The organism is uncultured Leifsonia sp., from assembly GCF_945957465.1.
Classification (GTDB): Bacteria; Actinomycetota; Actinomycetes; order Actinomycetales; family Microbacteriaceae; genus Leifsonia.
On sequence record NZ_CAMFLC010000010.1, the window covers coordinates 53,732 to 67,974 of the forward strand.

Sequence of the window (14,243 nt, forward strand, 5' to 3'; positions counted from 1 at the left end):
CCTCGATCCGTGCTCAAGCGTAGGCAGGTCGACGACGCCCCCAACAAGGGGTTGACAGGCGCGAAATGCTTCGCTAGGCGTGTCGTTGCGGCCACGCAAATGTTCGGAAGTCAAGGCCCTGCTCTGCGCAGGGGACTGCTCGTACAGTTCGCGAGGTGAGCGCGTATTCATCGGATTCCCAGCAAGACACCGGATTGAAGACGATCCGGACGACCATCCCCGCTCGGCTCGACCGGCTCCCGTGGTCGCGCTTCCACTGGCTCGTCGTGATCGGTCTCGGCACCGTGTGGATCCTAGACGGCCTCGAGGTGACGATCGTCGGCGCCATCGCCGGCCGCCTGACCGAGCCGGACTCCGGACTCGGGCTCTCGACCGGCGAGGTGGGCCTGGCTGCCGCGATCTACGTGGCAGGAGCCTGCACCGGGTCGCTGGTGTTCGGGTACCTGACCGATCGCTTCGGCCGCAAGAAGCTCTTCATCGTCACGCTCGGCCTCTACCTGGTGGCGACCGTGCTCACGGCGTTCTCGTTCGCCCCGTGGATGTTCTTCCTGTTCCGGTTCTTCACCGGCGCCGGCATCGGCGGCGAGTACGCCGCCATCAACTCGGCGATCGACGAGCTCATCCCCGCACGCCGTCGCGGCGTCGTCGATCTCGCCATCAACGGCTCGTACTGGCTCGGCACCGCCTTCGGAGCAGTGCTGACCGTGTTCCTGCTCAACACCGCCCTCTTCCCCGCCGACATCGGCTGGCGCATCGCATTCGGGCTCGGCGCCGTGCTCGGCCTGGTCATCCTGCTCGTGCGCAGGAACGTGCCGGAGTCGCCGCGCTGGATGTTCATCCACGGCCGCGACGAGGCCGCCGATAAGGAAGTCGCCGACATCGAGCACGACATCGAGGAGGAGAAGGGTTCCGCGCTCGAGGCGGTGCCGGACGACAAGGCGATCGAGATCCGTCAGCGCCGCTCGACGGGCTTCGGCGAGATCATCCGGGTCGGGTTCAGGACGTATCCGAAGCGGTCGGTGCTCGGCCTGTCGCTCTTCATCGGCCAGGCCTTCCTCTACAACGCCGTGTTCTTCACGTTCTCGCTGGTGCTGACCAAGCTGCTCCACGTGCCCTCCGACGTGGCGCCGTGGGCGCTGCTGCCGATCGCGATCGGCAACTTCCTCGGCCCGTTCCTGCTCGGCCGGCTGTTCGACTCCGTCGGCCGGCGGTTCATGATCACGCTGTCGTACATCGGCTCCGGCGTCCTGCTGATCGGCACGGGCATCCTGTTCGACACCGGCGTCCTCGACGCGGTGTGGCTGACCGTGTGCTGGATGGTCGTGTTCTTCTTCGCCTCGGCGGGGGCGAGCGCGGCATACCTCACGGTGAGCGAGATCTTCCCCATGGAGACCCGGGCCATGGCGATCGCGTTCTTCTACGCCGTCGGCACGGCGGCGGGCGGGATCGTCGGGCCGATCCTGTTCGGCAACCTGATCGGCGGCGGCGTGCACGCGGTCGTCCTCGGCTACTACCTCGGCGCCGGTCTGATGATCGCCGCCGGACTCGTGGAGCTGTTCCTCGGCGTCGACGCGGAGAACAAGTCGCTGGAGGACATCGCCGCTCCGCTGTCGGCGGGCACGCCGGCGCAGTCAGCTCGCGAGTAGCTCCAGCAACGCCGGCTCCGGCACCCGGCCGCCGGAGAGGTCGATGACCTCGCCCTGGCGGTAGCGGTCGAAGATCCGCGGGTCGATGTAGCTGTTCCGCGCGATGGCCGGCGTGTTGCCCAGGGCGTCCGCCGCCTCGTTCACAGCGGCGGAGATGCGCTTCCTGCGCTGGGAGTCCGAACCGCCGACACCCAGTTCGGCGAGCGCCTGCGCAGCGACGATCGTGCCGTGCAGGGTCCGGAAGTCCTTCGCCGTGAACTCGCCGCGCGTCTGCCTCCGGATGTACTCGTTGAGCGAGGCGGGCCGGATCGTTTGCCAGGTGCCGTCCTTCCAGGAGAGCAGCCGGGAGCGCGGGCCGCGCAGAGCCTGGAGCTCGGTGAGCAGCTCGGCGAGGTCGGGGTCGGTGATCGTGCTCGTCCACTTCTGCGCCGACTTGGCCGGGAACGTGAGCGTGATGTCGTCCCCCTCGATGCGGGCGTGCCGGCACAGCAGCGTGGTGAGCCCGCGGCTGCCGTTGGCGTGCAGATACTCCTCGCTGCCGATGCGAACGCTCCCGAGGTCGATGATGCGGAAGGCGGCGGCGAGGATGCGGTCGCGGCCGAAGCCCTCCTCGCGCAGGTCCATCGTCACTTTGCGCCGCGCAGTCGGCAGCGTCTCGGCCAGCTGGGCCGCCCGCTCGAACTTGAGCCGGTCCTGATGGAGCCGCCACGAGTCGTGGTAGCGGTACTGCCGACGGCCGGCGGCGTCGGTGCCGACGGCCTGGATGTGACCGCGCGCGTCCGGGGAGATCCAGACGTCCTTCCACGCGGGCGGGATGACGAGCGACCGGATGCGCTCGAGCTCGCGCTCGTCGACGATCCGATTGCCCGCCTCGTCCTCGTAGACGGGGCCCTTCGCCGAGTCACGGCGGGCATAGCCCGGCCCGGAGGGGTCGCTGCGGCGCAGGCGGGTCACGCGGGCTTCTTGGCCTTCTTCGCCGGCGTCTTCTTCGCAGGCTCCTTCGCCGCGGCGGAGCGCTTGGCGGGAGCCTTCTTCTCCGCCCCCGCGGCCGCCCCTCCCCTGCTGCGCTCGACGCTGCGCTGCAGCGCCTCCATCAGGTCGATCACCTCACCGCCGCCGGCCTTCTTCTCCTGCTCCTCGCCGAAGGTCGCGGCCGTGTCGATGCTCTCACCCTGCTCGAGCTTGGCGTCGATGAGCTTGCGGAGCTCCTCCTGGTATTCGTCGGAGAACTTCTCCGGCTCGAAATCGCCGGCGAAGCTCTCCATGAGGGCGGCGGAGAGCGACAGCTCCCGCTCAGTGATGCGCGGCGTGGTCTCCAGGGCCGGGAAGTCGGCCTCGCGGATCTCGTCGTGCCACAGCATGGTCTGCAACACGAGGACATTGCCGCGCACGCGGAGCGCGCCGAGGCGCGTCTTCTGGCGCAGCGCGAAGTTGACGATCGCGGTGCGGTCCTCGTCCTCCAGCGTCTTGCGCAGCAGCGCGTACGCCTTCAGCGACTTGGAATCCGGCTCCAGGTAGTAGCTGCGATCGAACCAGAGCGGGTCGAGCTGGTCGTTGGGCACGAACTCGACGACATCGATCTCCCTGCTGCGCTCGGCCGGGAGCGACTCCAGGTCCTCCGGCGTCAGGATGACGGTCCGTTCACCGTCGTCGTACGCCTTGGCGATGTGCTCATAGGGGATGGTCTTGCCGTCGATCTCGCAGACGCGCTTGTAGCGGATGCGTCCGCCGTCGGCGTCGTGCACCTGATGCAGCGCGACGTCGTGATCCTCCGTGGCGCTGTAGACCTTCACGGGCACGTTGACCAGCCCGAAGGTGATAGCACCCGTCCAAATGGCCCTCATGCACCCATCGTGTCCGCGGAATCGCGGTTTATCAACAGTCGATCGCGCATCCTGCCCCGGAGACGGAGCTCGGCGTACGGTGATCCCATGGCAGCGGAGGACACGGAGACGGTCTCGCTCGACGGGCACCGGCTCACGCTCACGAACCTCGACAAGGTCCTGTACCCCGAGACCGGCACCACCAAGGCGGACGTCATCGGCTACTACAACGCGATCGCCGACGTGATGGTGCCGCACACGCGCGACCGGATCGCGACCCGCAAGCGGTGGGTGCACGGTGTCGGGACGCCGGATCATCCCGGCGAGGTGTTCTTCGAGAAGAACCTCAACGCGGCCTCCACCCCGTCGTGGGTGAAGACGCGCACGATCACGCACAAGACCAGCGCGAACACCTACCCGCTCGTGAACGACCGGGCGACGCTCGTCTGGCTCGCGCAACTCGCCTCGCTCGAGCTGCACGTTCCGCAGTGGAGGGTCGGACGCGGCGACGCGCGACAGAACCCCGATCGCCTCGTGCTCGACCTCGATCCGGGCGAGGGCGCGACCCTCCTCGACTGCGCGGAGGTGGCCAGGCTGGCGCGGGCGATCCTGCGCGACATGGGGCTGGATCCGCTGCCGGTCACCAGCGGGTCGAAAGGCATCCACCTCTACGCGCCCCTGGACGGCTCGCAGACCAGCGACCAGGTCTCCGCCGTCGCGCACGAGCTGGCGCGGGCACTGGAGGCCGACCACCCCGACCTCGTCGTCAGCGACATGAAGAAGGCGCTGCGCGCGGGCAAGGTGCTGGTCGACTGGAGCCAGAACAACGGCAACAAGACGACCATCGCCCCCTACTCGCTGCGCGGCCGGTTCCGGCCGACGGTGGCCGCGCCGCGCACCTGGCGCGAGCTGGCCTCCCCCGACCTCCGCCACCTCGAGTACACCGAGGTGCTCGATCGGGTGAAGCGCCGCGGCGATCCGCTCGCGTCGCTGTCGGCTGGTCGCGCCGCCGCCGAGCAGACCGACCGCCTGACGACCTACCGCTCCAAGCGCGACGCCGAGAAGACCCCCGAGCCGGTGCCCTCGGTGAGCCCCGACGCCGCGGACGGCCGCTCGTTCGTCATCCAGGAGCACCACGCCGGGCGGCTGCACTGGGACTTCCGGCTCCAGCACGACGGCGTCCTGGTCAGCTGGGCGCTCCCGAAGGGGCCGCCGACCGATCCCAAGCAGAACCATCTCGCGGTGCACGTGGAGGATCACCCACTGGAGTACGGCACGTTCGCGGGCGATATCCCGCACGGGGAGTACGGGGCCGGCCACGTGGACATCTGGGACCACGGCGAGTACGAGCTCGAGAAGTGGCGCGACGACGAGGTCATCGCGACGCTCCACGGCCAGAAGGACGGCGGCCTCGGCGGGGTGCCCCGGAAGTTCGCCCTGATCGCGACCGCGCAGGGCGGCGACGAGAAGAACTGGCTCATCCACCTCATGAAGGAGACCGGCGAGCACCCGTCCGCTCCGGAGGGGCCGGCGGCGGAGACGGGCGCGCGGAAGAAGGCCGCGAAGGCGAAGAAGGGCGCACCGAAGACGGCAACGGCGAAGACCCCAACGGCGAAGACGGCGCATCGCTCCATCGACAGCCCGCCGATCTCGCCGATGCTCGCCACCCTGGGCTCGCGCCAGGACATCCACGACGAGGCCGAGTGGGCGTTCGAGATGAAATGGGACGGCATCCGGGCGATCGCCGTGGTACAGGATGGCGCCCTCCGGCTGACGACGCGCAACGGGAACGACGTCACGCGCACCTACCCCGAGCTGGCCGGCCTCGCCGAACTCGCCGACGGCCACGACCTCGTCGTCGACGGCGAGATCGTGACCCTCACCCGGCAGGGCCGGCCCGACTTCGGCCTGCTGCAGACCCGGATGGGGCTCACCCGGCCGGCCGAGGTGGAGGCGGCAGCGAAACGCGCCCCCGCACACTACTTCGTCTTCGACATCCTCGAACTCGACGGCACGGACCTGCGGCGCGAGCCGTACGACGAGCGCCGCGCCGCCCTGGAGGACGTGCTCACGCCGGCCAAGGACGATCCCGTGCAGGTGCCGCCCGCCTTCGCCGGCGATGTCGACCACGCCATCGCCTCCTCGAAGGAGCTCGGCCTCGAAGGCGTGATGGCCAAGCAGCGCGACGGCACCTACGCCACCGGCCGGCGCTCCCGCACCTGGATCAAGATCAAGCACCACCTGAGCCAGGAGGTCGTCATCGGCGGCTGGACGCCCGGGAACGGCCGGCGGGCGAACGGCATCGGCGCCCTGCTGCTCGGCATCCCCGACGGCGACCGGCTGCGCTACGTCGGCAAGGTCGGCACCGGCTTCACCGACGCGATGCTCGACGACCTCGCGGCGAAACTGTCCGCGCACCCGCGCAAGACCCCGCCACTGGACGGCGTGCCGTCGCTGGACGCGCGCGGAGCGCACTGGGTGCGACCGGAGTACGTCGGCGAGGTCGAATTCGCCGAGTGGACGGGCACCGACCGCCTGCGGCAGCCGTCGTGGCGCGGTCTGCGGCCCGACAAGTCCGCCGACGAGGTCGTGCGGGAGTCGTAAGCGCGGGACTCAGCGTCCGCGGGGCGAGTAGACCGCCAGAGCTCCGGGGAGGATCCGCAGATCGAGGCCCTCGCCCGGCGTCTCCGTCGACGCCTCGCCGTCGTGCGCGTAGCCCGGGTCCACGTGGCCGGCCCGCACCGACAGCGCGTCGCCGGTGAACGCGTCGATGACGGGAGGCCCTTGCAGGAACGGGAGGCGGGCGACGAAGGCATCGGTGCGGCCGCCGAACGCCAGCGCGACGGCTCCCCGCGTCTTCGGTCGACGGCCCGCCGAGAGGATGCGCACGTCGAGCAGGCCGTCATCCAGCCGCCGGCGCTCGATGGGAGCGACCGACACCGGGTAGTACCGGTCCACGCCGACGAAGACCGACCAGATCGACCGGCGGCGGCCGTCGATCTCTACCTCGATCGGGCTGGTGGAGCGCACCACCCGGATGGCGGCGATGACCGCCGCGACCGGCTTGCCCCAGCGGTCCTCGTACTTCTCGCGCTCGGCGACGAATGCCGGGTAGAGCCCCACCGATGCGGTGTTGAGGACGGTTCGGGTCACCGCGTCTCCCCCGCCCGCCGGGAAGCGCAGCTCGGCGACGTCGACGCGGCGGCCCTCGCCCGCCTCGAACGCAGCGAGCGCGGCCTCCGTGGACGCGATGGCCGCCGCCTTGGCGAAGTGGTTGAACGTGCCGCCCGGCAGCACCAGCAACGGCAGCCCGGCGAGCCGGGCCTCGTGCGCCATCGCCGAGACCGTGCCGTCGCCGCCGGAGACGCCGAGCACGCGAGGAGGCTCCGTCGAGCCGAGCTGCTCCTGCACGAGCGCGGCGATGTCGTCGCCCTCCTGCAGCTCGTGCACACGCGCGTCGGGGAGACGCTCCGCCAGCGCCGGACGCGGGTCCGGCCTCCCGAGCCCGGCCCCCGAGCCGGGGTTGACCACGATGAACGCCCCGGCGCCGCGTGGCAGCACGGGCAGCTCGACGGATTCGGCCGTCGGTGCAGGAGCGGCCGAGCGTCGCGCTACGCTCAGCGCTCTCGTGGCCGCCTTCAGCACCACTGCCGCACCCGCGCCGATCGCTGCGCCGCCGACCACGTCGGAGAACCAGTGAGCGCCGGTGTGGAGGCGCGAGTAGGCGACTCCGGCCGCCAGCGGCGCGAGAGCGGCTCCCGCCGACGGCGACTCCGACATGGCGCCGGCGGCGAACGCCACGGCGCTCGCGGTGTGGCCGGACGGGAACGACGGCGACGTCGGAGAGCGGTCGAGCCGGCGGGAGAGCGGGATGCTGGTCAGCACGGGACGCTGCCCGCCGACCAGCGACTTGCCGACCACATTCGCCACCAGGCTCGCGAGACCGAGCGACGCCACACCGCGCAGCGCCGCCTTCGGCTTGCCGAGTGCGACGAGCACCGCCGCGGCGGCGAACCAGAGCTTGCCGTGGTCGGCTGCGCCGCTCAGCAGCCGCCAGAAGGCGTCGACGCTGGAGCCGGTGCGCCGCCGGTCGATGCGCCGGGCCACCGCCTCATCGGCGCGGACGACCCGACGCGGGAGCGAGAACCGGGGCGAACGGCGGCGGGACGCAGACATGCCCTTACCGTACCCGCGCCGTGCGGCGCAGACCTCCGTCGGGCGGTAGGATCGTCGTCGTGAGCACGCACACCATCGCCGAGCCCCGCACCGCCCCCGCCGACGAGGTCGTCATCGACGACGAGCACGGCGGCCTCGTCCGCAGCCTGAGCGCCATCCTGCCGCCGCTGGTGGGCAATGCGCTGGCGACGCTGGTCGTGCTGGCGGGTCTGGTCATCGGCATCATCAGCCTGGTGACGACCTGGACCGGCAACGCCGACGCGTTCCTCCCGTTCTTCCAGGTGACGGTCGCCGTCACCGTGGTCTCGCTCAACGCGCTCTACGCCCGGCGGACGTTCAGCTACGTGATCACGCTGATCGGCGCCATCCTGTGGCTCTGGGTCTCGGTCACACCGTTCGTTCCGTTCTGGCAGGTCGTGCTGCAGGCCGTCACGGTGACCATCATGATCCTCGGAGTCGTGTTCTCGCTGGCGGCGGTCTCGCTCAGCAAGAAGCCGCGCTTCTGAGCACCGAGCACACCCCGGGCACCAAGGAGCCCGACGATACGCGGCTGGCGCACGCGCGGCACTTCGTCGATCTCAGCCCCCTGCGGGAGTCGCCCGCGTTCGCCCGGTTGTGGGCCGGAGGAGCCATCTCCGGCATCGGGGGCCAGATGACGGTCGTGGCCGTCGGCCTCCACATCTACGACCTCACCCGTTCGACCCTCGCGGTCTCGCTCGTGGCGCTCTTCGCACTCGTTCCGATGATCGTGTTCGGCTTGTACGGCGGCGTCCTCGCCGACGCGTTCGACCGGCGCACGGTGGCCCTCGTCACCGCGATCGTGGCCTGGGCCTCCACCGCCGGAATCGCCCTGTTCGCCTGGATGCACGTCCAGGTCGTCTGGCCGCTGTACGTGCTCACCACGATCAACGCGGTCGCGACCGTCATGATCGGAGCGACCCGGCAGGCGATCACGCCACGCCTGTTGCCGGCCCGCCTCCTGCCTGCGGCGAGCGCCCTCGGCGGCATCAGCATGGGCGTTATGGTCACCGTCGGCCCGGCACTTGCAGGCCTTCTGGTCGCGAGCGTCGGGATCCCGTGGACCTACACGGTCGACGTGATCCTGTTCACCGCGGCGTTCCTCGGGATCTTCACGCTGCCATCCATCGTTCCGGAGGGCGAGCGGCAGAGCGCCGGGCTCTCGTCGGTCCTGCAGGGACTGCGCTTCCTGAAGACCGCACCGAACCTCTCGATGACGTTCGTGCTCGACCTCATCGCGATGACCTTCGGTCAGCCGCGGGCGCTCTTCCCCGCCGTCGGGGCGCTGCTGATCGGCGGCGGACCGGTCACGGTCGGCATCCTGACGGCGGCGGGGGCGGTCGGCACGCTGGTCTCGAGCGTGTTCTCCGGCCGGCTCGGACACGTGCGCTGGCAGGGTCGCGCCGTCGAGCGGGCGATCCTGGTCTACGGTGCGGCCGTCCTGGGCTTCGGCATCGTGCTGGCCGTCGTCGCGTTCAGCGGTACGGCCGGCGGCGGCGGGTCGTTCGCCGAGGCGAACCTCCCCGCCCTGATCGCCGCGACGATCCTGCTCGCGGCCTCGGGTGCGGCGGACAATGTGAGCTCGATCTTCCGCATGACCATCCTGCAGGCGTCGGCGCCCGACGTGATGCGCGGCCGCCTCCAGGGTGTGTTCACCGTCGTCGTCACGGGAGGCCCGCGGCTCGGCGACCTCTACATCGGCGTGCTGGCGCTCACCGGTGCGCTCTGGTTCCCGCCGCTGCTGGGCGGACTCCTGATCGTGGTGCTGGTCGCCACGGTCGTGCGCGTCCAACGCGGCTTCCGTCGCTACGACGCGCTCGCGCCCACCCCCTGAGGGGCGACCGAGGGGCGGCCGAGGGGCGCCGAAACGCCCCTAAAACCGCGGTTTGAGGGCGTTTGCACGCCCCTCGGCCGCCCTTCAGCGGGTGCGGATGCGGCGCGCGAGCCGCGGGTAGTCGATGACGATGCCATCCTCGTCGACGCCGAGGTCGGCGGTGAAGCCGCTGCCGACGCTCCGATAGCGCACGATGGCGCGCCCGGCCTCCGGATCGAACGGATGCTCGGCGCTGTACGCCTGCCGGCTCGCGACGACCTCCAGCGACGGCAGGTCCACCCACGCCATCGTCAGCTCGGTCTCCTCCAGCCCCTCCAAAGCGCCCAGCCGCAGGATCGGCATGGTGTTCGTGACCGGGCACAGGGCCAGATCGCAGTCCAGTGCGCCATCGAGGTCCGACGGCTTCGCGACGCCGGGCTCCGCCATCGGCGCGTCGTGGTAACGGGTCTCGCCGTGCGCGTAGGACTCGCTGGTCCAGCGTCCGTGCGCGTCTCGGTGCAGCACCAGCCATCGCGTGAAGCCCCGCCCGGCCACTGAGATCGAGAGGCGCTCCGTCACCCAGCCGGAGGTGGTCTCGAGCTCCCAGCTCACGACGTAATCGGTCGTGCGCGATGTGCCGAGAGCGTCCAGCCGGTCGGGTGCGAGCGTGACGACCGCCGCTTCCAACCGCTCCGGGTCCTCGTCGCCGACCCACTCCACATGCCGCACCGCACCGCGCATCGCTTACGCCTCCGTCCACTGGAGCGGCGTGACTCCGCCCGAGCAGCACGATACGCTCACGCCATGCAGACAGCGACAGCGATCTGGATCATCCTGGCCGCTCTCAGCACCGCGGTCGTCGGCGGCGTCTACCTCGGCTTCAGCGTGCTGGTCATGCCGGCCCTCGACGGCGACGCACGGCCGACCGGCGTCATGAAGCGCATCAACGCACTCGCACCCCGGTCGCCGTTCATGCTGGCGTTCACCGTGTCTGCGCTCAGCTGCGGGACGAGCATCGTCCTGGTGCTGCTGGACCTGATCACGGGTGCCGTAGCCGCGTGGGCGGCGGTGATCGGCGTGGCCGGCGCGGTGCTCGGTCTCGCCGGGTTCGTCATCACCGCCGCGATCAACGTGCCGCTCAACAACCGCCTGGCGGAGGCCGCAGCGAACGACGAGGCGGCGTTCGCGGCGTTCCAGAGGCCGTGGCGCCGGGCCAACAGCACCCGGGGCGCCGCATCGCTCGCGGGCGCGGCCGCCCTGCTGACCTCGCTGCTGAGCTGACGGCGGTCGCGCCGCTCAGGCGGCGATGGTCCGCGCAGGCAGAGGCATCGGCGCCGCGGGCCCGTCGTACCGCGACGACGGGCGCAGGATCTTGCCGTCGGCGGCCTGCTCCACGATGTGCGCCGTCCAGCCGACGACGCGGGCCACGGCGAACGTCGGTGTGAACAACGAGCGCGGGATGCCGCACAGCTCCATGACGACTCCGGCGTAGAACTCGACGTTGGTGTGCAATCCGCGGCCGGGCTTCAACTCGGCCAGCAGCTGTTGCACGCGCGCCTCCACCTGGACTGCGAAGGCCACCCGGTCGCCGCCGAACCCCTGCGCGACGTCGCGGAGCATCCGCGACCGCGGGTCCTCCGTGCGGTAGACGGCGTGGCCGAAGCCCATCACGCGACCGCCCGAGCGCACTGTCTCGGTGATCCATTCGTCGATTCGATCCGGGGTGCCGATGGCGTCGAGCGTGTCGAGCGCGCGGCTCGGCGCTCCGCCGTGCAGCGGCCCGGACAGCGCTCCGAGCGCGCCGTCGACGGCCGCGGCGACGTCGGCGCCGGTGGAAGCGATGACGCGCGCCGTGAACGTGGAGGCGTTGAAGCCGTGGTCGATGGCCGCGGTGAGATATGCGCTCAGAGCGTGCTCGTGCGCGGCGTCCGGAACCCGGCCGGTGACCAGGCGCAGGTAGTCGGCCACGTGGCCGAGGTCGTCGCGGGCCTCCGGAGGAACGGCTCCCGTCGCGTACGCGTGCAGCGCCGCCACGAGCGCCGGCGTGACGGCGGCGACCCGGATCGCGTCCCCGATGCGCGCGTCGTCGTCCTCGTCGTAGACGGGTCGTATCCCGTCGTGCGCGGCGACGGCGGCGAGCGCCATGCGGAGGCCGGCGAGTGCGTCGCCTGCCGCGGTGAGCCGCGCGATCGACGGGAGCAGCTCGGCGACCTCGGCGGGGATGCGCCGCGCGGCGGCGATGCGCGCGCGGAACGCTGCGAGCTGGTCGGGCGTCGGGAGGTCCCCGAACAGCAGCAGGTACCAGGCGTCCTCGAACGTGCGTTCGCGGGCGAGATCGATCGCCGAGTACTGCCGGTAGTGGTAGAACCCCTCCTGCCCTCGGACGTCGCCCAGTGCAGTGTGCGCGGCGACGACGTTCGTCAGCCCACGCGGGACGTCGATCAGGGTGTCGTTCATGCGGTCCATGGCAGTAGTGTGAACGTGGATTCTTCGAACGTCAATGTTGATCGGATCAATATGGCCCGCCCTGTCGAACGCAACGACCTCCCCCGGCTCACCGCCGAGCAGACGGCCGAGCGCCTCGGCGTCAAACTCGAGACGCTGTATGCGTACGTCGCACGCGGCCTCCTCGATCGCACGCGCACGGCGAGCGGGTCCACGTTCGACGCGCTGGAGGTCGAGGCGTTCGCCGCGGCCCGGCGTCGCAAGGCGCCGCCGTCGCCCGCGCGGACCGAAGGGCGACCATTGATGGTGATCGAGACCGATTTCGCGCTCATCGACGACGGCGCGCTGTTCTACCGTGGCCGCCCCGCCGCCGAGCTGGCGCTCGAGCCGTTCGAGGCGGTGGCGCGCTGGGCGCTCACCCGCCGCTGGGAACCGTCCGCGCACTTCGCAGCGGGACCGGGGCTGGAGGCCGCCCGCCGGGTCGCGGAGGCGCTCCCGCCCGGCGCAGGCGACCGCGATCGGCAGCTGGTCGCCGTGACGGCGCTGGCCGCGGCAGACCCGCTGCGCACCTCGCTCGAGCCGCAGGCCGTCGCGGGGGCCGCGGAACGGCTCATCGCCGGGATGGTCGCCGTGCTGCCGGCGCGGGCGCCCGCCGTCGGTACGAGTCTCGCCGCGGAGCTCTGGTCGCGGCTGTCCGCGAAGCCTGCCACGCCGCAGCTGCTGCGGACCCTGAATGCCGCCCTGGTGCTGCTCCTGGACCACGACCTCGCCGTCTCCACACTCGCTGCGCGGGCAGCGGCGTCGGCGCGCGCCACGCCGTACGCGGTGGTGGTGGCCGGGCTGGGAGCGCTCGACTCCCCGCTGCACGGCAACGCCAGCCGCGCGGCCCAGCGGATGCTCGCACGCGTCGCCGCGGGCGAGGAGCCAGCCCGCGTCGTCGCCGACGCCGTGGTCGACGGGCGCGGCCCGGTCCCCGGGTTCGGTCAGCCGCTCTACCCGCACGGAGACCCGCGCGCGCGGATCGTGCTGTGCATGCTCGCCGACGACCCGGCGGCCGCCGGTGTGGTGGACGCCGTGGAGGCGCTGGCGGCTCTCCTCCACGACCGCACGGGCACCTCTCCGAACTCGGACCTCGCCCTCGCCGCCCTGTCGCTCGCCGGCGGGATGGCGGACGACGCCGGCGAGGTGATCTTCGCCACGGCGCGCACCGCCGGGTGGGTCGTGCACGCCCTCGCCGAGTACCGCGAGCGCCCCCTGCGCCTGCGTCCCGTCGGCCGCTACACTCCGGCCCCGACGTGATGCAGGCCGCTCAACGTCGCAGAGCCGTGCGAGCGAGCGTGTTGCCGAGGAACTGGGAGAGCTGCACCCCGACGACGATCGTGAGGACGGCGAGCCCGAGGACGCCGCCGAGACCCTAGGCGTTCTGCGGCTGCGGTGCGGCCTGCAGGATGCGGACCATGTTGCCCGACGGGTCCCGGAACGCGCAGTCGCGCGGCCCCCACGGCTGATCCTTCGGCTCCTGGAGGACCTCGGCGCCGCTCGCGCGGACGCGCTCGAAGACCGCGTCGAGGTCGTCCTCGGTGCGGAACACGACGTTGGTGAGCACCCCCTTCGCGACGAGCTCCTGGATGGCATCGCCGTCGGCCTGCGACCGTCCGGCGTACGGATCGGAGAGCACGATCTCGGTGCCCTGACGGCCGGCGACGCCGAGCGTGATCCAGTGGTGACCGCCCGACGCGACGTCGTTGAGCACGTCCAGGCCGAGCGCATCGCGATAGAAGGCGAGCGACTCTTCCGGGTCGGTGACGGTGATGTGCGAGTACTGAAGCGAAATGGTCATGCTGTCACTCTAGGAACGTCGTGCACCCGGCGCTTCTCCATTCCTGCTCGACTCGCATCCGCTCATCAACCCGGAAGGGGTCTGGAGCGGACGGGCCGGGTGCGCTGCTTGGCGATGCAGTTCGGCATCGCCATGACGGCGCGGTGCTCCCGTGTGCGGTAGCGCGTCGGCGACTCCCCCACGACCTCGGCGAATTTGGAGCTGAACGACCCGAGGGACGTACACCCGACCGCCATGCAGGCTTCCGTGACGGTCATCCCCTCGCGCAGCAGCGACATCGCGCGCTCGATCCGCCGGGTCATCAGGTAGCTGTAGGGCGACTCGCCGTACACCGCGCGGAACCGGCGCGAGAAGTGCGACGGCGACATGAAGGCGGACGCCGCCATCGTCGGCACGTCGAGCGGCTCGGCGTACTGGCGATCGATCAGATCGCGCGCTCGTCGCAGGATGACGAGCTCCTCCAGTTCCTCCGGTGACACGCT

13 protein-coding genes are annotated in these 14,243 nt (G+C 71.1%); 6 read left to right on the forward strand and 7 right to left on the reverse strand.

The window, feature by feature from the left end; all coding sequences use genetic code 11:
• Positions 1-194: 194 nt before the first annotated feature.
• The gene (locus Q0Q23_RS07290) at positions 195-1,646 is read left to right on the forward strand and encodes an MFS transporter (RefSeq protein ID WP_295121576.1); all 1,452 of its coding nucleotides are present in this window, start codon (positions 195-197) and stop codon (positions 1,644-1,646) included.
• Here Q0Q23_RS07290 and Q0Q23_RS07295 read toward each other — a convergent pair.
• Complete coding sequence (locus tag Q0Q23_RS07295; RefSeq protein ID WP_295121508.1) at positions 1,632-2,600, reverse strand: DNA topoisomerase IB; 969 nt, start codon at positions 2,598-2,600, stop codon at positions 1,632-1,634. The two genes, Q0Q23_RS07290 and Q0Q23_RS07295, sit on opposite strands and share 15 nt — an antisense overlap.
• Entirely contained in the window at positions 2,597-3,490 is an 894-nt protein-coding gene (locus Q0Q23_RS07300; protein ID WP_295121510.1) for a Ku protein, read from the reverse strand. The genes Q0Q23_RS07295 and Q0Q23_RS07300 overlap by 4 nt, the downstream gene beginning before the upstream one ends.
• Positions 3,491-3,577: 87 nt before the next feature.
• Between Q0Q23_RS07300 and Q0Q23_RS07305 the strand changes: the two genes are divergently transcribed.
• Entirely contained in the window at positions 3,578-6,073 is a 2,496-nt protein-coding gene (locus tag Q0Q23_RS07305; protein ID WP_295121512.1) for an ATP-dependent DNA ligase, read from the forward strand.
• 9 nt (positions 6,074-6,082) lie between these two features.
• Here Q0Q23_RS07305 and Q0Q23_RS07310 read toward each other — a convergent pair whose 3' ends face one another.
• Complete coding sequence (locus Q0Q23_RS07310; protein WP_295121515.1) at positions 6,083-7,645, reverse strand: bifunctional phosphatase PAP2/diacylglycerol kinase family protein; 1,563 nt, start codon at positions 7,643-7,645, stop codon at positions 6,083-6,085.
• A gap of 59 nt (positions 7,646-7,704) precedes the next feature.
• On the opposite strand from Q0Q23_RS07310, the gene Q0Q23_RS07315 reads away from it, so the two are divergent.
• Both Q0Q23_RS07315 and Q0Q23_RS07320 read left to right on the forward strand, forming a co-directional pair.
• Positions 7,705-8,151, forward strand: coding sequence for a hypothetical protein (locus Q0Q23_RS07315; protein WP_295121517.1), 447 nt, complete (start codon positions 7,705-7,707; stop codon positions 8,149-8,151).
• A gap of 44 nt (positions 8,152-8,195) precedes the next feature.
• Positions 8,196-9,497, forward strand: coding sequence for an MFS transporter (locus Q0Q23_RS07320; protein WP_295121579.1), 1,302 nt, complete (start codon positions 8,196-8,198; stop codon positions 9,495-9,497).
• Positions 9,498-9,581: 84 nt separating this feature from the next.
• On the opposite strand, the gene Q0Q23_RS07325 is transcribed toward Q0Q23_RS07320, so the two are convergent.
• Positions 9,582-10,217, reverse strand: coding sequence for a putative glycolipid-binding domain-containing protein (locus Q0Q23_RS07325; protein ID WP_295121520.1), 636 nt, complete (start codon positions 10,215-10,217; stop codon positions 9,582-9,584).
• A 63-nt stretch (positions 10,218-10,280) separates the two neighbouring features.
• Between Q0Q23_RS07325 and Q0Q23_RS07330 the strand changes: the two genes are divergently transcribed.
• Entirely contained in the window at positions 10,281-10,757 is a 477-nt protein-coding gene (locus Q0Q23_RS07330) for an anthrone oxygenase family protein (protein WP_295121522.1), read from the forward strand.
• A gap of 15 nt (positions 10,758-10,772) precedes the next feature.
• Here the strand turns inward: Q0Q23_RS07330 and Q0Q23_RS07335 are convergent, their stop codons facing one another.
• Positions 10,773-11,942 carry a citrate/2-methylcitrate synthase gene (locus Q0Q23_RS07335; RefSeq protein ID WP_295121525.1) on the reverse strand — a complete coding sequence of 390 codons (1,170 nt, stop codon included), beginning with the start codon at positions 11,940-11,942 and terminating at the stop codon, positions 10,773-10,775.
• 51 nt (positions 11,943-11,993) lie between these two features.
• On the opposite strand from Q0Q23_RS07335, the gene Q0Q23_RS07340 reads away from it, so the two are divergent.
• Positions 11,994-13,220, forward strand: coding sequence for a citrate/2-methylcitrate synthase (locus Q0Q23_RS07340; RefSeq protein WP_295121527.1), 1,227 nt, complete (start codon positions 11,994-11,996; stop codon positions 13,218-13,220).
• Between the two features lie 115 nt (positions 13,221-13,335).
• Here Q0Q23_RS07340 and Q0Q23_RS07345 read toward each other — a convergent pair whose 3' ends face one another.
• Positions 13,336-13,761 (reverse strand): VOC family protein, encoded by a 426-nt coding sequence (locus Q0Q23_RS07345; RefSeq protein WP_295121530.1) that lies wholly within the window; start codon positions 13,759-13,761, stop codon positions 13,336-13,338.
• A 65-nt stretch (positions 13,762-13,826) separates the two neighbouring features.
• Positions 13,827-14,240, reverse strand: coding sequence for a helix-turn-helix transcriptional regulator (locus tag Q0Q23_RS07350; RefSeq protein ID WP_295121531.1), 414 nt, complete (start codon positions 14,238-14,240; stop codon positions 13,827-13,829).
• Positions 14,241-14,243 lie beyond the last annotated feature (3 nt).

What these genes read in the sequence shown, in the direction of transcription:
- Q0Q23_RS07300 (WP_295121510.1), bottom strand. Translation starts at nt 3,490, where the DNA reads ATGAGGGCCATTTGGACGGGTGCTATCACCTTCGGGCTGGTCAACGTG.
- Q0Q23_RS07305 (WP_295121512.1), top strand. Translation starts at nt 3,578, where the DNA reads ATGGCAGCGGAGGACACGGAGACGGTCTCGCTCGACGGGCACCGGCTC.
- Q0Q23_RS07310 (WP_295121515.1), bottom strand. Translation starts at nt 7,645, where the DNA reads ATGTCTGCGTCCCGCCGCCGTTCGCCCCGGTTCTCGCTCCCGCGTCGG.
- Q0Q23_RS07325 (WP_295121520.1), bottom strand. Translation starts at nt 10,217, where the DNA reads ATGCGCGGTGCGGTGCGGCATGTGGAGTGGGTCGGCGACGAGGACCCG.
- Q0Q23_RS07330 (WP_295121522.1), top strand. Translation starts at nt 10,281, where the DNA reads ATGCAGACAGCGACAGCGATCTGGATCATCCTGGCCGCTCTCAGCACC.
- Q0Q23_RS07335 (WP_295121525.1), bottom strand. Translation starts at nt 11,942, where the DNA reads ATGGACCGCATGAACGACACCCTGATCGACGTCCCGCGTGGGCTGACG.
- Q0Q23_RS07340 (WP_295121527.1), top strand. Translation starts at nt 11,994, where the DNA reads ATGGCCCGCCCTGTCGAACGCAACGACCTCCCCCGGCTCACCGCCGAG.
- Q0Q23_RS07345 (WP_295121530.1), bottom strand. Translation starts at nt 13,761, where the DNA reads ATGACCATTTCGCTTCAGTACTCGCACATCACCGTCACCGACCCGGAA.